General features: G+C 73.0%; 29 protein-coding genes. 17 read left to right on the forward strand and 12 right to left on the reverse strand.

Going from position 1 to position 25,138, the window contains the following annotated elements; all coding sequences use genetic code 11:
- Nucleotides 1-4 precede the first annotated feature (4 nt).
- Nucleotides 5-769 carry an enoyl-CoA hydratase-related protein gene (locus VMR86_19630; protein HTO09272.1) on the forward strand — a complete coding sequence of 255 codons (765 nt, stop codon included), beginning with the start codon at nucleotides 5-7 and terminating at the stop codon, nucleotides 767-769.
- A gap of 69 nt (nucleotides 770-838) precedes the next feature.
- A complete protein-coding gene (locus VMR86_19635; GenBank protein ID HTO09273.1) occupies nucleotides 839-1,600 on the forward strand; it encodes an outer membrane lipoprotein-sorting protein in 762 nt (253 codons plus the stop codon).
- A 1-nt stretch (nucleotide 1,601) separates the two neighbouring features.
- Here the strand turns inward: VMR86_19635 and VMR86_19640 are convergent, their stop codons facing one another.
- Genes VMR86_19640 through VMR86_19655 form a run of 4 tightly spaced genes read right to left on the reverse strand, consistent with a single transcriptional unit; the run spans nucleotide 1,602 to nucleotide 5,143 of the window.
- A complete protein-coding gene (locus VMR86_19640) occupies nucleotides 1,602-1,982 on the reverse strand; it encodes a hypothetical protein (GenBank protein HTO09274.1) in 381 nt (126 codons plus the stop codon).
- Nucleotides 1,983-1,995: 13 nt separating this feature from the next.
- Nucleotides 1,996-2,715 carry a VOC family protein gene (locus tag VMR86_19645; protein HTO09275.1) on the reverse strand — a complete coding sequence of 240 codons (720 nt, stop codon included), beginning with the start codon at nucleotides 2,713-2,715 and terminating at the stop codon, nucleotides 1,996-1,998.
- A gap of 14 nt (nucleotides 2,716-2,729) precedes the next feature.
- Complete coding sequence (locus VMR86_19650) at nucleotides 2,730-4,274, reverse strand: acetolactate synthase large subunit (protein HTO09276.1); 1,545 nt, start codon at nucleotides 4,272-4,274, stop codon at nucleotides 2,730-2,732.
- Nucleotides 4,271-5,143, reverse strand: coding sequence for a fumarylacetoacetate hydrolase family protein (locus tag VMR86_19655; protein HTO09277.1), 873 nt, complete (start codon nucleotides 5,141-5,143; stop codon nucleotides 4,271-4,273). The genes VMR86_19650 and VMR86_19655 overlap by 4 nt, the downstream gene beginning before the upstream one ends.
- A gap of 23 nt (nucleotides 5,144-5,166) precedes the next feature.
- Between VMR86_19655 and VMR86_19660 the strand changes: the two genes are divergently transcribed.
- Genes VMR86_19660 through VMR86_19670 form a run of 3 tightly spaced genes read left to right on the forward strand, consistent with a single transcriptional unit; the run spans nucleotide 5,167 to nucleotide 7,412 of the window.
- A complete protein-coding gene (locus tag VMR86_19660; protein ID HTO09278.1) occupies nucleotides 5,167-6,039 on the forward strand; it encodes an ABC transporter substrate-binding protein in 873 nt (290 codons plus the stop codon).
- Entirely contained in the window at nucleotides 6,036-6,653 is a 618-nt protein-coding gene (locus VMR86_19665; protein ID HTO09279.1) for a glutathione S-transferase family protein, read from the forward strand. The genes VMR86_19660 and VMR86_19665 overlap by 4 nt, the downstream gene beginning before the upstream one ends.
- 9 nt (nucleotides 6,654-6,662) lie before the next feature.
- Nucleotides 6,663-7,412, forward strand: coding sequence for an alpha/beta hydrolase (locus VMR86_19670; GenBank protein ID HTO09280.1), 750 nt, complete (start codon nucleotides 6,663-6,665; stop codon nucleotides 7,410-7,412).
- A 1-nt stretch (nucleotide 7,413) separates the two neighbouring features.
- Here VMR86_19670 and VMR86_19675 read toward each other — a convergent pair whose 3' ends face one another.
- The 5 genes from VMR86_19675 to VMR86_19695 are packed head-to-tail and all read right to left on the reverse strand — an operon-like array spanning nucleotide 7,414 to nucleotide 11,675.
- Nucleotides 7,414-8,190 carry an SDR family oxidoreductase gene (locus VMR86_19675; GenBank protein HTO09281.1) on the reverse strand — a complete coding sequence of 259 codons (777 nt, stop codon included), beginning with the start codon at nucleotides 8,188-8,190 and terminating at the stop codon, nucleotides 7,414-7,416.
- 18 nt (nucleotides 8,191-8,208) lie between these two features.
- On the reverse strand, nucleotides 8,209-8,466 hold the full coding sequence (locus VMR86_19680; GenBank protein HTO09282.1) for a GlsB/YeaQ/YmgE family stress response membrane protein: 258 nt from the start codon (nucleotides 8,464-8,466) through the stop codon (nucleotides 8,209-8,211).
- Between the two features lie 11 nt (nucleotides 8,467-8,477).
- Nucleotides 8,478-9,257 carry an SDR family NAD(P)-dependent oxidoreductase gene (locus VMR86_19685; GenBank protein ID HTO09283.1) on the reverse strand — a complete coding sequence of 260 codons (780 nt, stop codon included), beginning with the start codon at nucleotides 9,255-9,257 and terminating at the stop codon, nucleotides 8,478-8,480.
- 14 nt (nucleotides 9,258-9,271) lie between these two features.
- The gene (locus VMR86_19690; protein ID HTO09284.1) at nucleotides 9,272-10,723 is read right to left on the reverse strand and encodes a PLP-dependent aminotransferase family protein; all 1,452 of its coding nucleotides are present in this window, start codon (nucleotides 10,721-10,723) and stop codon (nucleotides 9,272-9,274) included.
- 55 nt (nucleotides 10,724-10,778) lie between these two features.
- Nucleotides 10,779-11,675, reverse strand: a complete 897-nt coding sequence (locus VMR86_19695; GenBank protein HTO09285.1) for a FecR family protein — start codon at nucleotides 11,673-11,675, stop codon at nucleotides 10,779-10,781.
- A 194-nt stretch (nucleotides 11,676-11,869) separates the two neighbouring features.
- On the opposite strand from VMR86_19695, the gene VMR86_19700 reads away from it, so the two are divergent.
- The 10 genes from VMR86_19700 to VMR86_19745 all read left to right on the forward strand — a co-directional run bounded on the left by VMR86_19700 (nucleotide 11,870) and on the right by VMR86_19745 (nucleotide 22,054).
- Nucleotides 11,870-12,706, forward strand: coding sequence for a glyoxalase superfamily protein (locus VMR86_19700; GenBank protein ID HTO09286.1), 837 nt, complete (start codon nucleotides 11,870-11,872; stop codon nucleotides 12,704-12,706).
- A 91-nt stretch (nucleotides 12,707-12,797) separates the two neighbouring features.
- Nucleotides 12,798-13,532, forward strand: a complete 735-nt coding sequence (locus VMR86_19705; protein HTO09287.1) for an ABC transporter ATP-binding protein — start codon at nucleotides 12,798-12,800, stop codon at nucleotides 13,530-13,532.
- Nucleotides 13,533-13,535: 3 nt separating this feature from the next.
- A complete protein-coding gene (locus VMR86_19710) occupies nucleotides 13,536-16,097 on the forward strand; it encodes an FtsX-like permease family protein (GenBank protein HTO09288.1) in 2,562 nt (853 codons plus the stop codon).
- Between the two features lie 12 nt (nucleotides 16,098-16,109).
- Nucleotides 16,110-16,964: a taurine dioxygenase gene (tauD, locus tag VMR86_19715; GenBank protein ID HTO09289.1), complete on the forward strand. Its 855-nt coding sequence runs from the start codon at nucleotides 16,110-16,112 to the stop codon at nucleotides 16,962-16,964.
- Between the two features lie 30 nt (nucleotides 16,965-16,994).
- On the forward strand, nucleotides 16,995-18,425 hold the full coding sequence (locus tag VMR86_19720) for a hypothetical protein (GenBank protein ID HTO09290.1): 1,431 nt from the start codon (nucleotides 16,995-16,997) through the stop codon (nucleotides 18,423-18,425).
- A gap of 60 nt (nucleotides 18,426-18,485) precedes the next feature.
- Complete coding sequence (locus VMR86_19725; GenBank protein HTO09291.1) at nucleotides 18,486-19,028, forward strand: hypothetical protein; 543 nt, start codon at nucleotides 18,486-18,488, stop codon at nucleotides 19,026-19,028.
- Nucleotides 19,012-20,214 (forward strand): methylated-DNA--[protein]-cysteine S-methyltransferase, encoded by a 1,203-nt coding sequence (locus VMR86_19730; GenBank protein ID HTO09292.1) that lies wholly within the window; start codon nucleotides 19,012-19,014, stop codon nucleotides 20,212-20,214. Before VMR86_19725 ends, VMR86_19730 begins: the two co-directional genes overlap by 17 nt.
- 9 nt (nucleotides 20,215-20,223) lie before the next feature.
- On the forward strand, nucleotides 20,224-21,105 hold the full coding sequence (locus VMR86_19735) for an AraC family transcriptional regulator (GenBank protein ID HTO09293.1): 882 nt from the start codon (nucleotides 20,224-20,226) through the stop codon (nucleotides 21,103-21,105).
- Between the two features lie 27 nt (nucleotides 21,106-21,132).
- Nucleotides 21,133-21,495, forward strand: coding sequence for a VOC family protein (locus VMR86_19740; protein HTO09294.1), 363 nt, complete (start codon nucleotides 21,133-21,135; stop codon nucleotides 21,493-21,495).
- A 31-nt stretch (nucleotides 21,496-21,526) separates the two neighbouring features.
- A complete protein-coding gene (locus VMR86_19745) occupies nucleotides 21,527-22,054 on the forward strand; it encodes a hypothetical protein (protein HTO09295.1) in 528 nt (175 codons plus the stop codon).
- 1 nt (nucleotide 22,055) lies between these two features.
- Here VMR86_19745 and VMR86_19750 read toward each other — a convergent pair whose 3' ends face one another.
- Nucleotides 22,056-22,574, reverse strand: a complete 519-nt coding sequence (locus VMR86_19750; protein HTO09296.1) for a hypothetical protein — start codon at nucleotides 22,572-22,574, stop codon at nucleotides 22,056-22,058.
- 64 nt (nucleotides 22,575-22,638) lie between these two features.
- Here VMR86_19750 and VMR86_19755 point away from each other — a divergent pair, with 64 nt between their 5' ends.
- Entirely contained in the window at nucleotides 22,639-23,130 is a 492-nt protein-coding gene (locus tag VMR86_19755; GenBank protein HTO09297.1) for a nuclear transport factor 2 family protein, read from the forward strand.
- A gap of 1 nt (nucleotide 23,131) precedes the next feature.
- Entirely contained in the window at nucleotides 23,132-24,286 is a 1,155-nt protein-coding gene (locus tag VMR86_19760; GenBank protein HTO09298.1) for an acyl-CoA dehydrogenase family protein, read from the forward strand.
- Here VMR86_19760 and VMR86_19765 read toward each other — a convergent pair.
- Together VMR86_19765 and VMR86_19770 are read right to left on the reverse strand one after the other, a co-directional pair.
- Nucleotides 24,283-24,744 (reverse strand): pyridoxamine 5'-phosphate oxidase family protein, encoded by a 462-nt coding sequence (locus tag VMR86_19765; GenBank protein ID HTO09299.1) that lies wholly within the window; start codon nucleotides 24,742-24,744, stop codon nucleotides 24,283-24,285. The genes VMR86_19760 and VMR86_19765 overlap by 4 nt on opposite strands.
- Nucleotides 24,726-25,138 (reverse strand): cytochrome P450 (locus VMR86_19770; GenBank protein ID HTO09300.1); only part of this gene is annotated, 413 nt, incomplete at its 5' end. The genes VMR86_19770 and VMR86_19765, both read right to left, overlap by 19 nt.

The raw sequence follows: 25,138 nt of genomic DNA on the forward strand, positions 1-25,138 counted from the left end.
GGCGATGGCGCTCGTGGAGCTCGCGGTCGCGGACGGCATTGCGCTGGTCACCTTGAACCGGCCCGAGGCGCTGAACTCGCTGTCGGGCGCGCTGCTCGGCGAGCTGGACGCAGTCACTGCGCGCATCGAGCGCGAGGCCGCGATCCGCGGCGCGATCGTCACCGGCGCGGGCCGGGCCTTCGCGGCGGGTGCCGACATCGAGGAGATCTCGCGCCTGGACCGCGCATCGGGCGCGGCCTTCGCGCGCCGCGGTCAGTCGGTGTTCGGGCGCATCGAGAAGCTCGAGAAGCCGGTGGTCGCGGCCGTGAACGGCTTCGCGCTCGGCGGCGGCTGCGAGCTGGCCATGGCGTGTCACGTGCGCTTCGCGTCGAGCAAGGCCAAGTTCGGCCAGCCCGAGGTGAAGCTCGGCATCCTGCCCGGCTTCGGCGGCACGCAGCGCCTGCCGCGCCTGGTCGGGCGCGGGAAGGCGATCGAGCTCACGCTGCACGGCGGTCACGTCTCGGCCGAGGAGGCGCTGCGCATCGGGCTGGTGAACGAGCTCGTCGAGCCCGACGAGCTCCTGCCGCGCGCGCGAAAATGGCTCGCCGAGTGTTTCGCCAACGGGCCGCGCGCCGTGGCCATGTCGCTGCGCGCGATTCGCGAAGGCCTCGACCGGCCGCTCGACTCGGGCGTCGAGCTCGAGGCCCAGCTCTTCGGCGAGCTGTGCGGCACGCCGGAGATGAAGGAAGGCACCTCCGCCTTCCTGGCCAAGCGCCCGCCGAAGTTCTGAGCGAATTCCGAGGGCGTTCATCCAGTCACATGGACGGGCGGGCCGTTGCATCCGAAAGGAGGACGGAACGTGCGTTCCGTGACGATCCTGCTCGCGCTCTCCGTTGCGGCGGTGCAGCCGCACGACCTCGGCAGCCCCGGCGCCGTGATCGACCGCATGGACGAGGCCCTGTGGCCGGCGAAGTCGGTCACGGCCGACGTGTCGCTCCAGTCGAGCGACGAGATCGGCCCCGGGCTCGACACCACGATGAAGCTGGTGCGGGCGGAGGACGACTCCGGCGTGCGCACGCAAGTTCGAGTGATCGAGCCGGCGCAGTCGCTCGGCACCGTGTACGAGGTCACTTCGGCCAAGGGCAAGCCGATCGAACGCTGGGTGTATCTCCCCGAGGTCCGGCGCTTGCGCAACCTGATCGGCACGCGCCGCACCGACTCGTTCCTGGCCAGCGAGTTCACCTACGAGGACCTCGACATCGCCGCGCCGCGTGAGTCGGAGTGGCAGAGCGTCGAGCAGGTCGACGAGAACGGCCGGACGCTGCTGCGCGTGACCGGCAAGCCGTACGGCCCCTACGAGAAGGTCGAGACGCTGATCGACCCCGCGACCTCGCTGCCGGTGCGCGTGCTCTACTACGACCGCGACGGCCAGCTCTACAAGGAGGAGTCGTTCGGCGAGCCCCAGACCGTCGACGGTCACACCATGCCGACTCGCATCGAGATGGACGACGTCCAGACCGGCGCGAAGAGCGTGCTTTCGCTCCGCAACATCCGCCTGTCGCAGCCGATCGACGAGAAGCTGTTCTCCGAGTCGCCGATCCGAGCCCGGCGCGGGAAGTGACTCAGGGCTCGGTCGACACCGAGAGCGTGAACGACGCCTGCTCGCCGCGCTCCGCGTCGGCCTTCTCGAGGAAGACGTCGATCCGGTAGCGCCCGGGCTTGTCGAGCCTCTGCGCGAAGCTCCGGCCCCCGCTCTCGCCCAGGTAGATCGGCGCGGGGTTGTCGCCCAGGCTCGCGGGCGGCGGAATCACGTTGAAGTGCACGGCGCTGCTCTTCGCCTTGAGCTCGACCGCGAGCTTCTGGCCCGCTGCGACCTCGACCGTGTAGCTCTTGCTGTTCGTGCCCTTGGCGGTGCCCTTGTACTCCTCGCTGCCCGCCCCGGCGGGTGCGGCGAGCGCGAGACACAGGAAGACGGCGGCGAGCGCGTGGCACGTCCTCTTCATCGACGATCTCCTCTCAGCGGCCGGTCTGCACGAAGCGCGTGCCCAGCCCCGGGTAGGGCCCGCGCGGCAGGATCAGGTCGCGCGTAGCGCGCAGCTCGATCTGCTGCGGGCCCTCCGCGGCGTCGGGCCGCACGTCGACCAAGAGCACCAGAGGTGACTGCTCCCAGCGGAACACGAGTGAGCTGCCCTGCATCGCCGCGCTGCCGCCCAACAGCTCACTCCACTGCCGGCGCGCCGCCTCGGCCGACCTGGCGAACAGGCGCAGGCCCACCAGACGCGCGCCGTCGGCACGCGGCCGCGATGCCGGCAAGAGGTCGTCGCCCTCGCCGCCCGGCGCCTGCTCGACCATCTGCACCACGATGCCCTGGGCCTGCTTCGGATGCAGGAACGCTTCCTGCCAGTGGGGATTGCTGCGCTCGACGCCGATCACCTGCTGACCGTGCGCCGCGGCCTTGGCGAGTGTCTCGTCGAGGCTCGCCACCTTCAGGGTCACGTGGTGCACGCGCGGGCCGCCCGCGGCCAGGAAGCGGTGCATGAAGCCGTTCGGGGGGCCGCTCGGGTAGATCACCTCGAGCCGGCCGCCGCCCTGGAACTCCCACTGCCGGAAGCCGAACTCGGCGCTGCCGTCGTAGCCGCCGGCCGGCGCGCCGCCCAGCCGCTCCTCGAACAGCTCGATCGCGTCGCTGGCGCGTGGCAGGCCGAGGGCGATGTGGTCGAGCTTCGTGGCGGTCACGGGGTCGCTCCGGGTCAGATCACGGCTTCGACGAGGCTGGGTCCGCGTGTCGCAAGCGCGCGGCCGAGCGCCGCGGCGAGCTGCTCGGCGTTCTCGGCGCGCTCGGCTGGCACGCCCAGGCCGCGCGCGAGCGACACGAAGTCGAGCGCGGGCGGCTGCAGGTCGGTGAGCGCGCGGGCGGCCGGGCCCGGGTGCGTGATGTCGGCGCGCGCCAGCTCGACCTTCAGGATGCGGTAGGCGCGGTTCGCGCACACCAGCACCGTGACGTCGAGATTCTCGCGCGCCATGGTCCAGAGTGACTGCACGGTGTACATCGCGCTGCCGTCGGCCTGGAAGGCGATCACGCGCCGGCCCGGACACCCGATCGCCGCGCCCCCGGCGTTGGGCAGGCCCTGGCCGATCGCGCCGCCGGTGAGTGACAGGACCGTGTGCGGTGCGGCGCCGCCGGCGAGCGAGAACCACTGCGCACCGGAGGTCGCCGCCTCGTCGACCACGATCGCGCCCTCGGGCTGCAGGCGCGCGAGCGTGCGGCCGAGCGTCTCGGAGTCGAGCTTGCCGGTCGCGACCGGGAAGTCCTCGCGCGTGCCGCGCACGCCGGCGTCGGGCTTGGCGCCCAGCGCTTCGGCCAGCGCCTCGAGCGCGGGGGTCGCGTCCTGATCCGGCTCGGCCAGCACGGTGATGCGGCAGGTCTCGGGAGTGAGTCGGCTGGGCAGCTTCGGGTAGCCGAAGAACGCCACGGGCTCGGGCACGCCCGCGAGCACGAGGTCGGTCGCCTTCGACAACAGCTCGACGCCCTGCTCGGGGAAGTACGGGAACTTGGGCAGGGGGGGCAGCCCTGCGCCGCGCTCCACGCACGCCGGGAACGTGCCCAGGAACACGCGCGCGCGCGCCGCGGCGCCGATGCGCGCAGCGGCGATCTGGCCGCGACGGCCCAGCGCGTCGCCGCCGATCAACAGCACCGGCGACTCACTCGCGCGCAGGCGGCGCGCCGCGGCGTCGACCGCGGAGAACGCGACGCCCGGGCGCGGCTCGACGGGCTTCGCGGGCACGGGCCCCGGTGACTCGCCCCAGGCGCAGTCGGCGGGCACGATCAGCGTGGATACGCCGCCGGAGCGGGCGCGCGCGGCGGCGATCGCCTCGGCGGTATCGCTCGCAAGCGCGGCAGCAGTGGCCGCCTTGCGCAGCCAGCGCGAGACCGGCCGCGCCAGCGACTCGATGTCGGAGGTGAGCGGCGCGTCGGCCGCCAGGTGCCAGGTGGCCTGGTCGCCGATCACGTTCACGATCGGCGACGACGCGCGGCGGGCGTTGTGCAGATTGGCGATGCCGTTGGCGAAGCCCGGCCCCAGATGGAGCAGCGTGAGCGCCGGCTTGCCCGACAGGCGCGCGTAGCCGTCGGCCGCACCGGTGACCACGCCCTCGAACAGCGCCAGCACGGCGCGGATCCCGGGCGCGGCGTCGAGCGCCGCCACCAGGTGCATCTCGGTCGTGCCCGGGTTCGCGAAACACACCTCGACCCCGGCGCCCGCCGCCGTGCGGATCAGAGCCTCGGCGCCGTTCATGGGGTGGCCGTGTCCGCCGGCTCGGGAATCACCTCTTGCTCGATGTGCCCGATGCCCGAGATGTCGATGCGCACGCGCTGGCCGACCTTGAGGTAGCCGCGCGGGTTCATGGCGACGCCCACGCCGCCGCAGGTGCCGGTCGAGATCACGTCGCCCGGCTCGAGCGTGAACACCGTGGACAGTGTCTCGACCTGGGCGAAGCAGTCGAAGATCAGGTGCTTGGTGTTCGACTTCTGGCGGCGTTCCCCGTCCACGCGCGTCTCGAGGTCGAGCGTGTGCGGGTCGCCGAGCTCGTCGGGAGTCACGAGCCAGGGGCCGAGCGGGCCGTGCGTGTCGAACGACTTGCCGAGCGTCATGGTGGGCGCGCGCTGCTGCCAGTCGCGCACCGACACGTCGTTGCAGATCAGATAGCCGGCGATCACCTCGTGCGCGCGCGCCTTCGGCACGTGGCGGCAGCGCTGGCCGATCACCAGCGCGAGCTCGCCCTCGTAGTCGAGCTTGTCCGAGACGCGCGGCATCCAGATCGGATCGAAGGGCGCGTTCACGCAAGTGACTTGCTTGTTGAAGAACACCGGGAACTCCGGGGCAGGCCGCCCGGTCTCGGCGATGTGGTCGGCGTAGTTCAGGCCGATGGCCAGGAACTTGCGCGGCCGCATGACCGGCGCCTCGAGCTTCACCCGGGCGAGCGCCAGCCGGGGGCCACCCCGCGCGGCGCCGCGCGCCCGTTCCAGCGCCGCGGGGCCCGCGGCCAGAAACGCCTCCATGCTGCGCGGCATCTCCGGAACGGCTGCGGCGAGGTCGACGACCTCGTCGCCGGCGATGACTCCGATCCGCGTCGACCCCCCGTGTGTGAACGTTGCGAGCCTCACCCAGCCAGTATAGAACGAACCCGATGCGCGTCGTGTCGTTGCTTCCCTCGGCGACCGAGATCGTGTGCGCCCTCGGCGCCCGGGCCGCCCTGGTCGGACGTTCTCACGAGTGCGACTTCCCGGCCGGCGTCGAAGCGCTGCCCGCGCTGTCGTCGCCGCGGCTCGACCCGCGCGCGCCCGGCCGCGCGATCCACGACCGGATCGAGGAGCTGGTGACTCGCGGGCTCTCGATCTACGAGATCGACGCGCCCTTGCTGCGCGCGCTGGCGCCGGACGTGATCGTGACTCAGACCTTGTGCGAGGTGTGCGCCGCCACGCCCGACGACCTGGCCGCGGCGCTGCGCGACTGGACGGGCGGCGCGCCGCGCGTCGTGTCGCTCGCCCCGCTCTCGCTCGCCGACGTGCTCGCAGACGTGCTGCGCGTGGGCGCCGCGCTGGGCCTGGACGACGCCGCCGCGCGGCTGCGCAGCCGGCTCGAGGCGCGCATCGAGTCACTGAGCGCGCTGGGCCGCGCGGCCCGCACCCGCCCGCGCGTGGCCGTGCTCGAGTGGCTCGACCCGCTGATCGCGGGCGGCAACTGGATGCCCGAGCTGGTCGAGCGCGCCGGCGGCGTCGCGCTGTTCGGCAAGGCCGGCCTGCACTCCCCGCGCATCTCGTGGCCCGAGCTCGAGGCCGCCGCGCCCGACCTGGTCGCGCTGATTCCCTGCGGCTTCGGCCTGGCGCAGGCGCGCGCCGAAGCCGCCCGCGAGCCGCGCCTGGGCCGCTTCCGCACGGCCGTGCTCGACGGCAACCAGTTCTTCAACCGCCCCGGTCCCCGGATCGTCGAGTCACTCGAGATCCTGCTCGGCGTCGTGCACCCCGAGCTCACCCCCCAACAAGGAGTCACCGCCTCATGATCAAGCTCTACACCTGGACCACGCCCAACGGCTACAAGGTCTCGATCGCGCTCGAGGAGCTCGGCATCCCGTACGAGGTCCACCCCGTGAACCTGACCAAGAACGAGCAGATGAAGCCCGAGTTCCTGAAGCTCAACCCGAACCACAAGATCCCGGTCATCGACGACGACGGTCAGGTGATCTGGGAGTCCGGTGCGATCCTGCTCCACCTGGGCGAGAAGCACGATCCGAAGGGAGTCATCCTGCCCAAGGACCCGCGCAAGCGCATGGAAGCGATCCAGTACGCCTTCTTCCAGACCGGTGGCGTGGGACCGAACCTGGGCCGGCTGGGCGCGGCGCTGCGCAAGGAAGGCGAGAAGAACCAGGAGATGATCACCATCTTCTCCGGCGAGATGGCGCGCCTGTACGGCGTGCTCGACCGCATCCTGGGCGACGGCCGCGAATATCTCGCGGGTCAGTACTCGATCGGCGACATCATGCACTACGGCTGGCTGCGCTTCCCGCTGAACCTGAAGCAGCCCGAGCTGCTCAAGTACCCGCGCGTGGTCGCGTGGCTGGAGCGGATCGGCGCGCGCCCGGCCGTGAAGCGCGGGCTCGAGGTGCCGAAGGTCTGAGGCCGCGGGATGCTCGCGGAGCAGACACTGCGCATCCACGGCGCCGAGCTGCACGTCGAGACCGACGGCGCGGGTGAGCCACTCCTGTTGCTGCACGGCATGGGCGGGTGCAGCCAGGACTGGCGCCACGCCGGCCGTGAGTCACTGGCGCGCGAATACCGGCTCGTCGCCCTGGACGCGCGGGGGCACGGGCGCTCGACCAACCCGCAAGGCGGCTTCTCGCACCGCCAGCTGGCCGCCGACGTGCGCGCGGCGCTCGACGCGCTGGGCATCGCGCGCTGCCGCGCGATCGGGCTGAGCATGGGCGGGAACACGCTCTTGCACGTGGCGACCCAGGAGCCGGAGCGCATCGAGGCCATGGTGGTCGTGAGTGCCACGCCGTACTTCCCCGAGCAGGCACGCGCGATCATGCGCACGGTCTCGCCGGACGGCCGCTCGGCGGAGGAGTGGCGCGTCATGCGCGAGCGCCATGCGCATGGCGACGCGCAGATCCGGGCGCTCTGGCAGGCGCAGCACGACCTCGCCGACAGCACCGACGACATGTGTTTCACGCCGCCGCAGCTCGCGCGCATCCGCGCGCGCACGCTCGTGATCTACGGCGACCGCGACCCGCTGTATCCGGTCGAGCTCGGAGTCGGCCTGTTCCGCGCGATCCCGCGCGCGTCCCTGTGGGTCGTGCCGGGCGGCGGGCACGGGCCGGTGTTCCTCGAGGCGGCAGAGCCGTTCGCGCGCACGGCGCTCGCCTTCCTGCACGGCTGACTCAGGGGCCGCCGCCGGTCGAGTGGATCACCTGCCCGGTGAGCCAGCGCGCGTCGTCCGTGGCGAGCCAGCCGACCAGCCGAGCGGCGTCGTCGGGCGCGCCCCAGCGGCCCTGCGGCTCGCGGGCCAACACCTCGCGGTGTAGCTCGGGGCTGGCCCAGCCGGTGTCGGTCGCGCCGGGATCCACCGCGTTCACGGTGATGCCGCGGTGCGCGAGGTGCGCCGAGAGACTCGGCACCAGGCTCGCGAGCGCGCCCTTCGACGCCGCGTAGGCCAGCTCGCCGGGCATGGGGCCGCGGTCCTGGCCCGACGTGAGCAGCACGACCCGCCCGCCGGCGCGTCCGTCGTGGCGCGCGGCGAACGCCTGCACCAGGAGGAGCGTCGCGCGCACGTTCACGGCGAAGTGCCGGTCGACCTCCTCCGCACGCAGCCCCTCGAGGTCGGCGGAGACGCTGTGCGCGTGATTCGCGACCAGCACGTCCACGCGGCCCAGCCGCTGCCACGCCTCCGCGATCAGCCGCTCGGGCGCGCCCGGCTCGGCGAGGTCCGCCGCCAGCGGCTCCGCACGCACGCCCAGCGCACGCAGGTCGCCGGCCAGCGCCTCGGGGGGTTCGCGATCCGCTCCCCACGGCTGCGCGGCGTCGTAGGGCGCGTACGCGTGCACGCACAGGTCTGCGCCCAGCGACGCCAGGCGCTTGGCGATCGCGAACCCGATGCCCGCCCGGCGAGACACTCCAGTCACCAAGGCGACGCGGCTCGACAGCGGCAGGGCACGCACGGGCGGGAGTCTATCGGATCAGGCGGCGCCGCCACGCAGCTGGCGGTGACCCCAGAGCAGGAGCAGCGCGCCCAAGGTCGAGAGCGCGAGGCTGCCCAGGCTGAAGTCGGCCACCGAGCCGATGCCGAACAGCGAGCCGATGAAGCCGCCGACGAACGCGCCGGCAATCCCCAGCAGGATGGTGAGGACGAAGCCGCCGCCGTCCTTCCCGGGCATGATCCATTTCGCGAGAACTCCGACGACGAGACCGAGCAGGAGCCAGGTCAAGAGATTCATGCGCCTCTCCTTCACGCGTTGCGGATCGTGAGTCCTCCGTCCACGGGCAGCACCGCACCGGTCATGTACTGACTCGCGGGCAGGCAGAAGTTGAGCGTGCCGTGCGCGACCTCTTCGGGCTCGCCGTAGCGCAGGAGCGCGGTGCGGCGCTTGGCGAAGATCGCCTTCTGGTCCTCGGGGATCGCCGACGTCATGCCGGTGCGGATCGGTCCGGGACAGATGCAGTTCACGGTGATGCGCTCGGGGCCGAGCTCGACCGCCAGCGAGCGCGTGAGCCCCACGACCGCGTGCTTCGCGGCGGTGTAGGGGCTGCCGTACTTGGTGGCGCCCAACGCCTCGGTCGAGGCGATGTTCACGATGCGCCCGGCGTCGGACTTGCGCAGGTACGGCAGCGCGGCGCGGATCACGCGCACGTGCGCGGTGATCAGCACGTTCAGTGAGTCAGCCCACGCCTTGTCGTATTCGGGCCCGTCGATCGGGCTGAAGCGCGCGATGCCCGCGTTGTTCACCACCGCGTCGAGGCGGCCGAAGGCCTGCGCGACCTCGGGCACGACGCGCGCCACCGACGCGTCGCTGCCCACGTCGAGCACCCAGCCGCGCGCGCGCCCGCCCGCGGCCTTGATCTCGTCGACCACGCGGTCGACGGCGTCGCGGTCGAGGTCGGTCACTGCGACCTGCGCGCCCTCGTCTGCGAACAGATGCGCGGTCGCACGGCCCATGCCGCTGGCCGCGCCAGTCACGAGCACGCCGCGGTCCGCCACGGAACGGGAGAGCTTGCTGAGCCGCGCCATGACCCGATCTTACCCTAGAGGGCATCCAGCGCGCGGCGCAGCCGCCGCACGCCCTCGCGGATGCGCGAAGGCTCGAGCGAGGCGTAGCCCAAGAGGAGCTCCGCGCGCGCCGGCGGCCGCGCGTAGAACGGCGCCGCCGAGTACACGCCGACCCCGCGCCGCTGGCACTCCTCGCGCAGGCGCGCGCTGCGGCGCGCGTCCAGGCGCGGCAGCTCGAGCAGCACGTGCAGGCCCGCGCTCGCGCCGCGCACGCGCGCGCGCTCGCCCAGCTCGTCGTCGAGTGACTCGAGCAGCACGGCGCGCAGCCTGGCCGTGTGTGCGCGCGCGCGGCGCGCGTGGCGTTCCAGGTGGCCCTCGCGGATGAAGTCGGCGAGCGCGAGCTGCTCGAGCGACGGCGTGCCCGTGTCGGCCAGCGCCTTCGCGTTGCGCAGCACGGGCGCGAGCGGCTCGGGCGCCACCACCCAGCCGATGCGCAGCGCCGGGAAGAGCAGCTTCGAGGCCGTGCCCAGGTAGATCACGCGACCGTCGCGGTCGAGCGCCTGGAGACACTCCAGCGGCTTGCCGTCGAAACGGAACTCGCCGTCGTAGTCGTCCTCGAGCACGTGCGCGCCCGCGCGCGCAGCCCAGGCCAGCAGCGCGAGCCGCCGCGGCAGCGAGAGCACCGCGCCCGCGGGATACTGGTGCGAGGGAGTCACGAACGCGAGCTTCGCCGCGGGCACCTCGGCCAGGAGCTCGGTGCGCAGGCCGTGCTCGTCGACCGGCACGTGCACGAGCTCCGCGCCCGCCGCGCGTGCGCACAGCGAGAAGCCGGTGTAATGCGGCTCCTCGAGCACCACGCGCGCGCCCGGGTCGACCAGGAGCCGCGTGACCAGGTCGAGCCCTTGCTGCGAGCCGTGCACGATCACGATCTGCTCGGGCGCGCACACCACGCCGCGGGCGCGCGCCAGATAGCCGGCGAGTGACTCGCGCAGCTCGGCCGCGCCACCCGGCGCCTGATAGGCCAGCCGCCGCGCGGACAGCCGGCGCGCGCGGCGCCCGAGCAGGCGCGCCCAGGTCTCGAGCGGCAGGTGCGAGTAGTTCGGCTCGCCGTACAGGAAGTCGTACGGCAGCGGCTTGTGCGCGGGCGCCCAGCTGGCGCGCCCGGGCGCGACGGCCGCGAGCATGCGCTGCCCCGTCTGCGAGAGCGCGAGCGGCAGCGCCGCGGAGCGCGGGCGCGCGCTGCGTGCGGGCAGCGCGTCGGCGACGAACAGCCCCGAACGCGCGCGCGGCGCCGCGTAGCCTTCCGACACGAGCTGCTCGCACGCGGCGAGCACCGTGTTGCGCGAGAGCTCGAGCTCCGCCGCCAGCTGGCGCGTGGAGGGCAGCCGTGAGCCCGCCTCGAGCCGCCCGCCGAGCACGGCATCGCGCAAGCTGCGGTAGAGCTGGCGGTGCAGCGGGCCGTCGCCGTCGAGCGCAAGGAGCAGCACGCCCTACTGGTACCAGAACCCACGCGCTTTGTGTGACCGGGACGGGATCAGGCGGTCACAGGTTGTCGAGCACCTGGCGCGCGAAGGCCGAGGGAGTCACTCCGCGCGCGTGCAGGGTGGCCAGCAGCGGGGGGCCGAGCACGGCGCTGTTCCCGCGCAGCACCTGACTCAGGTCGCGGCGCGTGAAGGTGGCGTCGATCCCGCCCGTGCCCACGATCTGGACGCGCCGGGGGCCGCGCGCCTCGAGGATGCGGATGGCCACGTCGGCATCGCCCGCCGGACCCGCCTCGACGGCATCGGCGCTGGCCGGTGACTCGCCCTGCCCCGCGCGCTGCAGCGGACGTGAAGGAGCGGCGCCGCGCGACCAGGTCTCCCATGGATCGCCCTTTTGATTCAGGAGGCCGAGCGCAAACGGACGCCCGGCGCCGCCCATCACGCCGAAGCCGGGATGAACCAACACCTCGCGCGCCAGGCTCTCCGGCGCGCGCACGCCGACCAGCCCGCGCCCGACCGACACGGTCGAGAGCTCGCCGTCGGCAGTCACCGTGAAGCGCGTACCCTTGGCGAGCGCCACCGCGCCGGGTGTGTCGACCTGGAAGGGCGCGGAGTCGTCGGGCTGCACGTCGAAGCTGGCCGCGCCGCGCTCGAGCTCGATGCGCCGCCGCGCGGCCGGGTCCGCGGGCAGGCGCGCCAGCGAGATCTCGTAGAGCCGCGCCAGCGCACCGTCGAGCACGAGCTCGGCGCGCGCGCCCGCGCCGGTGCGCAGCGCCGCGCCGGGCGCGAGTGAGTCGCCGACCTGCGCCGGCCGCCAGGGCGCGCCGGGCGGGCTCGAGAGCTCGACGACGCCGATCACACTGTGCACGCGTGGCGGGACCGGCGCCGGCGCGGCACGGGCGGCGACGAGCGCGAGCGCCAGAGCGCCCAAGCCGATCGCCTGCCCGCACCTGCTCAAGATTCCGTCTCCTGTCCCCTCGCGCGCTCAATGACTGGATCGGCTGCGCCAGTCGCGGAGTTGAGCGCCAAGCGCGCACTCGGGAAGCGGCAGCGGAAACTGGTGCGCAGACGGGACGCAGCGGCCGCGCAGCTTGCGCACGAGCTGCGCGGCGGGCGCGCACCGGTCCGCGCGGGCTGTCGTACAATCGGGGCATGACTCGCGCGCTCGCGCTTCGCGTGGCGGCCGCCGCAGCGCTCCTGAACCTCGCGCTGGGGGGCTTGGTGGGCTGGTGGCTGTACCGCTTCGCGCCCTGGGTGCCGATCGCGGGCTCGGCGGGCGCGATCGCCGACACGTTGATCTCCGCGTTCCTGATCGCGTTCTGCGCCTGGTGGCTGGTCGCGCCGTCGGTCGAGCACCAGGTGACTCAGGGCCTCGTGCCCGCGCGCATCGACCCGCCCGCGAGCCCGCTCGGGCGCTTCGCGCGCCTGCGCCCGGTGCTGCGCGCGCTCGTGTGCGGGGCCGCGTGCGCGCTCGCGCTGGGCGCACCGGCGGCGCTCGCGCTCGCACTGACTGCGCCGGCCGCCCTCTCCTTGGCCGCGTTCCTGGCCTGGAAGGCGGCGTTCGCGGCCGTGGCGGGCGGCATGGTCACGCCGCTCATCGCGTGGGCCTCAGAGACCGCGCAGCCGGGGCTCGTGAAGGCGGTGCCGCGCTTTCCGGTGCTCGACCTCGCCGCGGCGCTCGAGTTCTACGAGAAGCAGCTCGGCTTCCAGCGCCTGTTCCTGTTTCCCGACTACGCCGGGGTCGCGCGCTCGGGCTTCGAGCTGCACCTGTTCGTGGTGAGCGACCCGGCGTTGCCGCTGTGGACCAGCTGCCGCGTGAACGTGCGCGGCCTGGACGCGCTGTACCAGGAGTATCTGCGCGCCGGCGTGGTGCACGCGAGCGGGCGGCTCGAGCACCGGCCCTGGGGCTTCCGCGAGTTCACCGCGGTCGACCTGTTCGGGAACGCGCTGGTGTTCGCCGAGTGGTTCGGGGCCGGCCCCGCCCGCTGAAATCGGCCAGGCTGCAGCGCCCGAGGCGCTGAGACGCGCGCAGAGCTCGCGCCGTCGTTCGCACGGCGCTTGCAGTCGCGCGGAGTCACGCATGACCACCACTCCGTGCGGAGGCGAGTCACCGCCGGCCGTCCAAGCCGTGGACGTTGCCATGGTCTACGGCCGCGGGCCGTCGGCGGTGACTGCGCTGCACGGGCTCTGCCTGCGCGTGCCGCGCGGGCAGTTCGTGATCGTGCGCGGCAAGAGCGGGAGCGGAAAGACCACGCTCCTGCAGCTGCTGTCGGGCCTGCGCCGGCCGACCGCGGGGCGCATCCGGGTGGGCGGCGTCGAGCTGCAGGGACTCAGCGAGGCCGACTCCGCGCGTTTCCGCCGCCGGCACATCGGCCTCGTGTACCAGTTCTTCAATCTCGTGCCCACGCTCTCGGTCGAGCACAACATCGCGCTGCCGCTGCTCATGGACGGGCAGCACATCCGCGCGCTGCGCAGCCGCGTCGAGGCGCTGGCGGCACGGCTGGGAATCGCCGGCTTCGGCGCGCGCGACACCACGCAGCTCTCGGGCGGGCAGATGCAGCGGGTCGCGATCGCGCGCGCGATCATCGCCGAGCCGGTGATCGTGCTGGCCGACGAGCCCACCGGCAACCTCGACCACGAGACCGGCCGGGCCGTGCTGCGGCTGTTCCGCGAGCTGTGCGACGAGCGCGGGACGACGCTCTTGATGATGACCCACGACGCCGAGGCCGCGGCCTGGGCCGACCGGGTGATCGCCTTGCGCGACGGCGCAATCCAGGAGGACAGCGGCGGCGAGTCACTCGCCGCTGCGAGCTAGGCCGTGATCGCCCGCAATGCGCGCTGGCCGCTCGGGGCGCTGCTCGGCTGGAACGCCGCGCTGGGCGAGAACCGGGTGTTCGCGGCGGTCACCGTGCTGTCGATCGCCGCCAGCGTGGCGCTCGCGACCGGCCTCGAGCTGAGCTCGCGCGCCGTGCAGAGACTCGCCGACCACACCGCCGAGTCACTCGCCGGCGCGGCGCAGCTCGAGCTCGTGGCGGGGCGCGTCGGCATGCCCGAGGCACTGGTCGACCAGGTGCGCACGCTGCCCGGCGTCGCCTCGGCTTCGCCGCTCGTCGAAGCGGCGCTCGAGCTCGAGGCGCTGCGCGCGCCGCTCTGGGTGCTGGGCGTCGACCTGCTCGAGGAGCGCCCGCCGCGCGCGCTCGATCTGCGCGCGCGCGGCATCGAGGTGCCCGACCCGTTGAAGCTCCTGGCGCGCGCGGACGCAGTGCTGATCTCGGAGCGCGTCGCCGCGAAGACGGGCATCGGCTTCGACCAGTCACTGGCCGTGCGCACGCCGCGCGGCGCGAGCGCGCTGCACGTGGAGGGCCTGCTCGCCGACCGCGGCCTCGCGCGCGCCTTCGGCGGCCAGGTCGCGGTGATGGACCTGTACGCGCTGCAGGCGCTGGTGGGCCGCGAGGGCTTCGTGGACCGGATCGACGTCGTGCCCAGAGCGGGCGCCGACCTCTCGTCGCTGCAGAGCGAGATCGAGCGGCGCGTCGGCGGCCAGGCGACGGTCCGGCGCACCGGGCTGCGGCTCTCCTCGGTCGACCAGGCGGTCGCCGCGCTGCGCGCCGTGCTGCTCGCCGTGGCCTCGATCGGGGCCGTGGTCGCGGGGCTGCTCTGCTACGCGGCCATGTCGAGCGCGGTCGAGCGCCGGCTGCACGAGTTCGCGGTGCTGCGTTCGACCGGCTTCTCGGCGCGCGACGTGGCGCGCTTCATCGCGCTCGACTCACTGGCGTTCTCGGCGCTCGGCACGGGGCTCGGCTTCGCTGCCGGCTGTGTGCTCGCGCGCGTGTTCATGCCGACCGTGGCGCAGGTCTCGGAGTTCTTCGGCCGGGGCTCGCCACCCGAGTCCGAAGTGAGCGTGTCGCTCGCCACGGTCGGGCTCGCGCTCGCGACCGGCGTGTTCACGACCCTCTGTGGCGCGATCGGGCCGGCCCGGCTCGCCACCCGGCGCTGGCTGCTCGAGGAGGCGCGCCGGGAGCCCGGGGAGCCGACCGTGCGCGCAGGCGCCCTGCGCCGGGCGGCCCTGCCGCTCGCGGGGGCCGTGGCGCTGGCCGGCTGCGCAGTCACTCCGGGTCTCTCGGCGCAGCTGCGGCTCCTGCTCGAGCTTGCGCTCGGCGCCGCGCTCGCGGCGAGCGCGGTGACTCCGGCGCTCGCGGGCGTGGCGCGGGCGCGCGCCGCGCTCGGCCGTCTCATCCCGGGCGTGGGTCACCTGATCGGCACGGGGCTCGCGGCGCGGCCGCGCGGCACGGCGCTGGCGGTCGCGGCCATCTGCGCGCTGGTGGGTTTCGAGGCCGCCATGATCAACCTGGCCGCCAGCTTCCGCGAGACCCTGTCGACCATCGCGCGCTCGAGATACCCCGACGCCACCCTGGTGAGCTCGGTGCCGCCCTGGGACGCGGTCGTGAATCCGGGGGTCCTGCCCGACGTGGTCGAGACCATCCGGCACACGCCGGGAGTCACCGATCTGGCCGAGGCCATCGCCGCGTCGGTGCTGGTGCGCGGCGAAGAGGTGACCGTGTTCGGTTACCACACGCGGGTCGCGTTCGCGCACCGGGCGCCCGCGGAACGCGCGCGATACCGGGCGGCGTTCGAGGCGCTGGCGCGCGGTGAGCTCGCGGTCTCCTACGCGTTCGCGCGTCACTTCGCGCTCGGCACGGGAGACACGCTCGAGCTCCACACGCCGCGCGGGCTGGCGCGCTTCCGCATCGGCGGCGAGCTGCCGGGCATGGACGGCCCCTCCGGCCTGATCTTTGCCGACCTCGACACCTTCGACCGCTGGTTCCCGCGCGTGGCCGACGACAGCCTGCGCTTGTGGACCGCCGGCGACCCCGAGCCCGTGATCGCGGCCATCCGCGCGGCGACGCGCGAGCGCCAGTCACTCTTCTTCACCTCGAGCACCGACCTGCAGGCCGGCGCCGAGGCGTTCGCCCACCGCTACGACGCGCTGCTGTTCGGCGTGGCCGCGCTGTCGCTCGTGCTGGGCGGCGTGGCGATCGCCAACTTGCTGCTGGGCGTCGTGACGGCGCGCCGGCGCGAGCTGGTGCTCCTCCGCACGGCGGGCGCCGCGCCGAACCAGCTGGCCGCACTGGTGCTCGGCGACGCGCTCTTGATCGCCGCCGGGTCACTCGCCGCAGGCTTCGCGCTCGGGCTGCTCGCGTCGGGGCCCATGCTCGAAGTCATGGGCGACCAGTTCGGCTTGATCGCCGAGTCGCACCTCGACCTGCCGCGCTGGAGCGCGCTCGCGGCGCTGGTGCTCGGCTCGGTGCTCCTGTCGGCGCTCTACCCCGCGCTGCTGGCGCGGCGCACGCAGACGCTCGAGGTGAGCTCGTTCGGGTAGCATAATGAGCCCATGCAGAAGCTCCCGATCCGCACGCTCACCCCCACGATCGGGGCGGTGGTCGAAGGCGTCGACCTGTCGAAGCCGCTCGCGCACGAGGAGATCGCCGAGATCCGCGCTGCGCTGCTCGCGCACAAGGTGATCTTCTTCGAGGACCAGGAGCTCACGCCGGTGGAGCAGCGGAACTTCGCCGCGCGCTTCGGCGACCTGCACACGCACCCGCTCTACCCGGGCGTGCCCGAGGCGCCCGAGCTCTTCATCCTCGACAACCACGCTGGCAACCCGACCGACAACGACGCCTGGCACACCGACGTGACCTTCATCGAGACCCCGCCGCTCGGCGCGGTGCTGTACGCGAAGCTCCTGCCGCCCGACGGCGGTGACACGATCTGGTCGAACATGCAGGCGGCGTTCGAGGGCTTGTCCCGCCCGTTCGCCGACTTCCTGCGCCAGCTCGATGCCGTGCACGACTTCGCGCGCGGCTTCCCGGCGCGCGGCACGGTGGCGAAGGGCGCGGGCGCCGAGAGACACGCCAAGGCCGTGGAGGAGCACCCGCCGGTGGTGCACCCCGTGGTGCGCACGCACCCGGAGACCGGAGCCGACGGCCTGTTCGTGAACTTCGGCTTCACCGAGAAGATCGTGGGGCTGCGCCGCAAAGAGAGCGATGCGCTCTTGCACATGCTGTTCGAGCACGTGACCAAGCCCGAGTATCTCGTGCGCTGGAAGTGGAAGCCGAACGCGGTGGCGTTCTGGGACAACCGAGTCACCCAGCACTACGCCGTGAACGACTACCTGCCGCAGCGGCGCGTGATGCACCGCGCGACCATCCTCGGGGACCGGCCCTTCCAGCGCTCGCGGCGCGTGTAACGCGCGGCCGCGCAGCCCGACTCCCCCGGCATGTCGAGCCGGGAAGCCGTCGCTGCCTTCGTCGCGGTGCTCGGGGTCGCCGCCTGGGCGTTCGGGTCCGAGCCCGACCTGGGCGGGCTCTACAGCCGCGCCGCCGAATTCGACGATGCGACCCGCAATCCCGTGATCGTGATTCCCGGCGTGCTCGGGTCGAAGCTTGTGGACCGCGAGACCGGCCGCACGGCGTGGGGCGCGTTCTCGGGCGAGTACGCCGATCCCGAGACCCCGGAAGGCGCGCGCGCGATCGCACTGCCCATGGCCGAGGGCCGGCCGCTGGCCGAGCTGCGCGACTCGGTGACTCCCGACGGTGTGCTCGACAGCGTGCGCATCCGGCTGTTCTGCGTGCCGCTCGAGAGCCAGGCGTACGTGTACATCCTGAAGGCGCTCGGCGTGGGCGGCTACCGCGACGAGCAGCTCGGGCGCGGCGGCAGCGTCGTGTACCGCCCGGGTCACTTCACCTGCTTCCAATTCCCCTATGACTGGCGGCGCGACAACGCCGAGAACGCGCGCCATCTCGGCGAGTTCATCCGAGAGAAGCGCGCCTACGTGCAGGCGGAGCTGCTGCGCCGCTACGGGCTCCGCCGCGACGACCTCAAGTTCGACGTGATCGCGCACTCCATGGGCGGTCTGCTCCTGCGCTACTACCTCGAGTACGGCGGCGAGCCGCTGCCCGCGGACGGGTCTCTGCCGCGAGTCAGCTGGGCGGGCGCCGAGAACGTGGCGCGCGCGGTGTTCGTGGCGACGCCGAACGCCGGCTCGGTCGAGGCGCTGTCGAACCTGGTCGAGGGCGTCCGCTTCTCCTGGCTGCTGCCCAAATACGACCCCGCGGTGATCGGCACGTTCCCGTCGCTGTACCAGCTCCTGCCGCGTGCGAGACACGCGGCGCTGCTCGGGCCGGACGGAGCGCCGCTCGACCCTCTGGAGCTCGCGACCTGGGAGCGCTTCGGCTGGGGGCTGGCCGGGCCGGAGGCCGATGCCGAGCTCGCCGTGCTCCTGCCGGAAGTGACCGACCCCGCCGAGCGCCGGCGCATCGCGCGCGACCACCTGGCCAAGTCACTCGCGCGCGCGCGCCAGCTGCACGCGGCCCTCGACGTGCCGACCGTGCCGCCGCCCGGGCTCACGCTGCACCTGTTCGCGGGCGATGCCGAGGCGACGCCCGCGGTGCTGACCGCCGATGCGCAGGGGCACCTGCGAGTCACCGCCACCGCGCCTGGCGACGGCACCGTGCTGCGCACCAGCGCGCTCATGGACGAACGCCAGACCGGCGGCGACTGGCGCCCGGGCGTGGTGTCGCCGATCGCGTGGAGCGAAGTCACTTTCCTGTTCGCGGACCACCTGGCGCTGACCCGCGATCCCGCCTTCACCGACAACATCCTGTACCGCCTGCTCGAGTCGCCGCGGCCGGAGCATGCCCGAATGTGACCGAACGGCTTGACAGGCTCGTGTGCCCCCGGATACTCCGCGGGTGGAGGACGTCCTGTCGTGAGAAGCGCCGCGGCGATCTCGTTCTTCATCCTCGGCCTGACCGCGGCGGCTGCGCGCGGCGACTGGGAGGCCAGCGCGAAGATCTCCTGCTTCGCGAGCGACACGAAAGCGCTCTCGAAGGCCAGGACCGGGAACGACGAGCTGGTGGCGATGTGTCTCGACGTCGACCCGTCGGACCCGAGCCTCGCCGGCTACGCGCTGGTGCTCGGGACCGACCCGCGCGAGCTGCGCGTGCTGCGGCGCTGCGACTCGCAGCTCGTGTGCGTGATCTCGAGCGAGCTCGGCTGCACGCTCGCCGGCCCGATGAACGACAAGGGCTTCAAGCGCAAGGGTATCTGCGTGCATCACCTGCAGCCCGTGGGCGTGCACGACCTGAACGGCTCCTTCCTGTGCAACGAGAACGACAAGTACACCGTCGAGCCCAACCGCTACACCTACAAGGCGTCGTGCAGCGGTGAGTTCGCGCGCGACGGCGCCCCGTGCACGATCCAGCTCAAGACGGGCCACGAGTTCGAGGAGAGCGGTGCCTGCCCGCAGTGAGTCGCAGACCGGGTCCGGCGTCGCGCTCTTCGATACTCCGCTCGGCCGCTGCGCGGTCGCGTGGACCCCGCGCGGGATCGCCGCCGTGCAGCTCCCCGAGGGGCGGGACACGGCCACGCGGGCGCGTGCGGCCGCGCGCGTGCCGGGCGCGGCGGAGTCGGTGCCGCCGCGCGGCGTGCAGCGGGTGATCGACGAGATCACCCTGCTCCTCTCGGGCCAGGCCCGCGCGCTGGCCGAGGTCGCGCTCGACCTCGAAGGCGTGACTCCCTTCGCGCGCAGGGTGTACGAGGCGGCGCGCGCGCTGCCGCCCGGTGCCACCAGCACGTACGGCGAGCTCGCGCAGCGCATCGGCGAGCCGAGCAAGGCGCGCGCGGTCGGCCAGGCGCTGGGACGCAACCCCTTCGCGGTGGTCGTGCCCTGTCACCGTGTGCTCGGCGCCGGCGGCCGGCTGGGCGGCTTCTCCGCCAACGGCGGAGTGACCGCGAAGCAGCGTCTGCTCGTGCTCGAGTCTGCCCACGCACCGCGCGACGCGGCGGCCTGCGAGGGCGACGGCCAGATCGCCTTCGACGCTCGCAGCGCCGTGCGCCGGCTGCGCGCCGCCGACCCGGCACTCGCGCGGCTGATCGACCGCGTGGGCCCCTTCGAGCTCGAGCTGCGGCGCGCGTCGAGCGTGTTCGCCATGCTGGCCGAGGCGATCGTCTACCAGCAGCTCAACGGCCGCGCCGCGGCCACGATCTACGCGCGCGTGTGCGCGCTCTTCCCCGGCGCGCACCGCGGGTTCACGCCGCAGCAGATCTTGCGCGCGTCCGACGCGAAGCTGCGTGGCGCGGGTCTCTCGCGCGCGAAGACACTCGCGCTGCGCGACCTGGCCCGGCGCGCGGCAAAGCACGAGCTGCCGGGGCTTGCCGAGGCGCGCGAGCTCGACGACGCAGTGCTGATCGAGCGACTCACCGAAGTGCGCGGGATCGGCCGCTGGACGGTCGAGATGCTGCTGATCTTCCGGCTGGGGCGGCCCGACGTTCTGCCCGTCGACGACTTTGGCGTGCGCAAGGGCTACGCGCTGGCGTTCGGCAAACGCTCTCTGCCCAAGCCGCGCGAGCTCGCGCGCCTCGGCCAGCGCTGGGCGCCCTACCGCACCGTCGCGGCCTGGTATCTGTGGCGCGCCGCCGCGCTCCAGCCGCGCTAGAATCTGGAGATGGGAGCGAGCACGCTCTTCCGCTCGGGCGCGGTCCGGGTCGACGACTACCGCTGCCAGATGAGCCGCACCGAGGCGCCGTTCGTGGAGCGCCACGCGGACTACTCGCTGTCCTACGTGCGCAAGGGCAGCTTCGGCTACCGCGTGCGCGGGAAGTCGTTCGAGCTGGTCGCCGGCTCGTTCCTGGTCGGTCACCCGGGCGACGAGTATCTGTGCACGCACGATCACGCGGTGGGCGACGAGTGTCTCGCGCTGCATTTCTCGCCCGAGCTGTTCGAGTCGCTGGGCGCGCCGGGCCCCGAGTGGCGCGCCGGGGCGCTGCCGCCCATGCCCGAGCTCGTGGTGCTGGGCGAGCTCGCGCAAGCCGCGGCCGACGGCGAGTGCGACGCGAGCCTGGGCGAGCTCGGCCTGTGGCTGGCCGCGCGCTTCGCGGCGCTGCTCGGCCGCGGTGCCCGCGCCACGCGCGCACCGGCCCGCGACCGCCGGCGTGCGGTCGAGGCCGCGGAGTGGCTCGGCGCGCACGCGCACGAGCCGGTCGGGCTGGACGAAGCGGCGCGCGAGGCGGGTCTCAGCCCGTTCCACTTCCTGCGCCTGTTCGCCCAGGTTCTCGGAGTGACTCCCCACCAGTATCTCGTGCGCACCCGGCTGCGCCGCGCCGCGCGCCTGCTCGCCGACGACGCGCGCTCGATCACAGACGTGGCCTTCGGCGTCGGCTTCGGCGACCTCTCGAACTTCGTGCGCACCTTCCACCGCGCTGCCGGCGTCTCGCCGCGCGCGTTCCGGCGCGCGGCCCGGGGGGACCGGGCCGTGGTCCAGGCGCGTCTCGCCGCGCTCCTGCCCGACCGCAAGATCTTCCAAGATCCCGGCGCGCGCGCTTCCTAGCATCGCCTCCAACCAAGGAGGCAATGCATGTACGACCACATCGGTCTTCACGTGAAGGACATCGGCGCCGCGCTGCGCTTCTACGAAGCGGCGCTGGGCGGGCTCGGGCTCGTGCTGTGCTCGCGCGATGACTCGTCGGCGGGCCTCGGCCCCAAGGGCGAGCCCGCGCTCTGGCTCTACGCCACCCGGGGCGCCAAGGGCCCGGGCACGCACGTCGCGTTCCGCGCCGCCGATCGCGCCGCGGTCGACCGCTTCTACCGGGCGGGCATCGGCGCCGGCGGCAAGGACAACGGCGCGCCGGGCGTGCGCAAGGACTACGGCCCGAAGTACTACGCCGCGTTCCTGACCGATCCGGACGGCAACAACGTCGAGGCGGTGTGCATGCGCTGAAGCCCGAGCTGCCGCCCGCCGATGGATCTGCGTGGCGAAAACCAAGGGCACGGTGATCCTGAAGGCGGTCAAGGCGCTGCGCGGCCGCAAGCAGGAGTCACTCGCCAAGCTGCCGCAGGCGCTCCACCACTATCTCGAGGACCGGATCATCGTGTCTTCGTGGTACCCGGAGGAGGACTTCTTCCAGCTGCTCTGCGCCACCGCCGCGCTGTTTCCGGGCGGCGACGCGGCGTTCGAGATGCTCGGCGCCGCGACCGCGCACGACCACTTCGAGGGCATGTACGCCGAGATCGTGAAGCGCGACCTGGCCTCGCGTGCGCGCATCATGTGGAAGACGCAGCACGACAGCGGCGAGATGGTGCTCGTGGAGCAGACGCCGACCTCGGTCACGTACGAGCTGCGCGAGTGGAAGCCGGTTTCCGCGAAGTACTGCCGGGTCGTGGGCGGCTACTACACCGAGCTGCACCGGCTGGACGGCGCGCCCGCGCCGACTTACTCGCACCCCGCCTGCCGCGCCAACGGTTCCCCGGCCTGCCGCTTCGTGGTGAGCTGGCGCTGAGTCAGGCAGCCGCCTTCCGGCGCCGGAAGCTGAAGGCGACCCCGAGGCCGACCGCGGCCAGGACGATGAGCCAGAAGCGAAGCGCCGAGCCGTACTGGCAGTACTCCATGTCGACGCGCTGCCAGGCGGCGTCGCTGCGATCCGGGAACGGGTCGGTGCCGAGCTCGCGAATCTCGAGGACGCCCTCCGGGCTGCGAGCGATCGACAGCACCGCACGCCGCTCCGGCCAGACGGTGACTCCCACGAAGAATGGCTCCGCGCGCCGGTAGCCGTTGATGGTCATGACCTTGATCGGTCCGCGGTCCGTAGCGACCACGCCCCGGGGGAACACGACTCCCGAGCCCTCCCGGTCGGCCAGGTGGAACTCACCGTTCATGCGGAACCCGCGCAGGTCGTAGGGCAGCCGGGTCTCCACGATGCCGGCGCCGCAGGCGTAGGCCTGCGGCTCGAGCCACGCGGCGCACAGCAGCGCCGCGGCCGCGAGCACGAGCGCGACGAGTCTCGCTCCAGGGGGAATCACTTGCGCTCATTCTAGCTCGCGGGTACCGGAAAACGCGTCGACCCCCGTGGTACGCTCGGAGGCCATGACTCGCAAGACCATCAACGACGCCTTCGGCGGCCAGCTCACCACGCTCGAGGAGCAGCGGCGCATCTGGCAGGACGCGCTGCACGAGGACGCCATCTGGGAAGGCCCGACCTTCGAGCGTCCGATCTGCGTGATCGGGCGCGAAGCCACGGGCCGCTTCATGGAGCTCTTGCTCAGCGTGGTGCCGCGCTTCTCCACCACCCTGGTCGCCGCCTATCCGACGAGTGACCCGGACACGACCATCATCGAGTCACACGGCGGCGGGCCCACCGTCGACGGCGGGCGCTACACGCAGCGCTACTTCTCGCTGATCACCGTGCGCGATGGCCAGGCGTTCCGCATGCGCGAGTACTGCAATCCGTTCCAGACCTACAAGGCGTTCGGCAAGGAGCGCTGGGAACGGGCCTGCGACGAGATCATGGCCAAGTACAACAAGCCCTGGCCGAAGTCACAGCCGCCCGACCCGATCACGCTGCCGAAGGTCGGGTGAGATGAGCGCGTCCGCGCCGTCCGGCCCCGAGCTGGTGGAGCGCGCGCGGGCTCTGCGCGGCCGGGTGGCGACTTTCTCCGAGCGCGCGGAGGCGGAGCGAACCCTGCCCGCCGAGCTGGCGCGCGCGCTCGCCGACGCCGGCCTGTTCCGGATCGCGGTGTCTCGCAGCGCGGGCGGCGCCGAGGCCACGCCGCGCGAGCAGATCCTCGCGATCGAGGCGATCTCCGAAGCCGATGGCGCGGCCGGCTGGACGCTCATGATCGGCATCGAGGTGCTGGGCTTCGCGAGCGCGCAGCTCCGGCCCGACGTCGCCGAAGAGCTGATCGCCAAGCGGCCCGAGACGATCTTCTCGGGCGCGCTGAACCCGCTGGGCCGGGCGCGTCCGGTGCAGGGCGGCTTCATCGCGAGCGGGCGTTGGCCGTTCGCGAGCGGGTGTCTGCACAGTGACTGGTTCTGGGGTCAGTGCGTGATCGAGGGCGGCGGCCCGACGCAGACGGTCGAGGTGCTGGTGCCGCGCTCGGAGTTCCGGGTGCTCGACACCTGGCACGTCGCGGGGCTGCGCGGCTCCGGGAGTCATGACGTCGAGATCGAGGACGTGTTCGTCCCCGAGCGCCTCACCACGGTGGTCGGCCGCGGACCGGTGTACCAGACCGGCCCGCTGTTCCGCATGCCGCCGTTCAGCCGGCTCGCGTACAACAAGATCGGCGTGGCGACGGGCATCGCGCGCGGCGCGCTCGACGCGTTCGTGGCGCTGGCGTCCGAGCGCGTGCCGCGCGGCATGCGCGCGCCGCTGCGCGAGCGGCGGCTCGCCCAGGAGGCGATCGCCGAGGCCGAGACACGGCTGCGCTCGGCGCGCGCGTTCGCGTTCGAGACCGTCGAGGAGCTGTGGGCCGAGGTGCTCGCCGGCCGCGCGCCCGACGCAAAGCAGCGCGCGCTGGTCCAGCTCGCCTGCTGCAAGGCGGTGAGCGAGTCGGCGCGCGCGGTCGAGATCGTGCACGCGGCGGCGGGCACGGCCGCGAACCTGCTGTCGAGCCCGCTCGAGCGGCGCATGCGCGACGTGCACGTGGTGGGGCAACACATCATGGTGTCGCCCGCGCTGATCGAGCCCGCCTCGCGCGTGCTGCTCGGCCTGCCCTCCGGCACGTTCTTCTTCTAGTCGCTGCCGATCCCTTCGCCCAGGCGCGCGAAGTGCCGCTGCCAGCGCGCCCGCAGCTCGGCCTCGCTCTCGCCGCGGTCGTAGGCGGGCGAGTCGACGAATTGCGCGCTCGTGACCCGAATCAGCACCACGCCGTGAATCGGACTTGAGACCCCGCGCTTGCGGAAGAAGTCCACGAGCCGGTCGTGGAGCTGCCCCGTCTCGAGCACCGAGCCCGTGCCCTTGAAGCGGTAGCCCTTGCGCGCGAACGGATCGACCACGTTCACCTCGACGGCCGGATTGTGTCTCAGGTTCGCGACCGTGCCGGGCGAGCGCACGTTCGCGAACGCCAGGTGCTGGTCGTCCCAGACCGCGGTCGTGCCCTTGGGCGAGAGGTTCGGGCTGCCGTCTGGGCACACGGTGGCGACGAAGCCGAGCCGCTGCTCCTCGACCACGCGCTTCATGTCGGGGGTGAGCATGTCGCCAGGGTACCCTCGACGCGCAGGCGGCGCAGGCCGCGGGCGGCGGTCTCGCGCCACTCGAGTGGCTCGCCCGTGAGTGCGAGCTGCGAGTAGCGCGCGCCGAGAGCGGCGAACGCGACGCGCAGCTCGAGCCGGGCCAGCCAGGCGCCGAGACAGGCGTGGATGCCGCCGCCGAAGGTCAGCGCGGCGCGTGAGTCGCGGGCGGGATCGAACCGGTCGGGCTGGGCGAACACGGCCGGGTCGCGGTTCGCGGAGCCGAGCACGGGCACGATCAGCGCGCCCCGGGGAATGACTCGTCCGCCGAGCTCGAGTGACTCGCTGGCGAAGCGCTGGGAGCGCTGCGTCGGCGGGTCGAAGCGCAGCGCCTCTTCGACCGCCGAGGGCAGGAGCT

The organism is Myxococcota bacterium (genome assembly GCA_035498015.1).
Lineage (GTDB): Bacteria > Myxococcota_A > UBA9160 > SZUA-336 > SZUA-336 > VGRW01.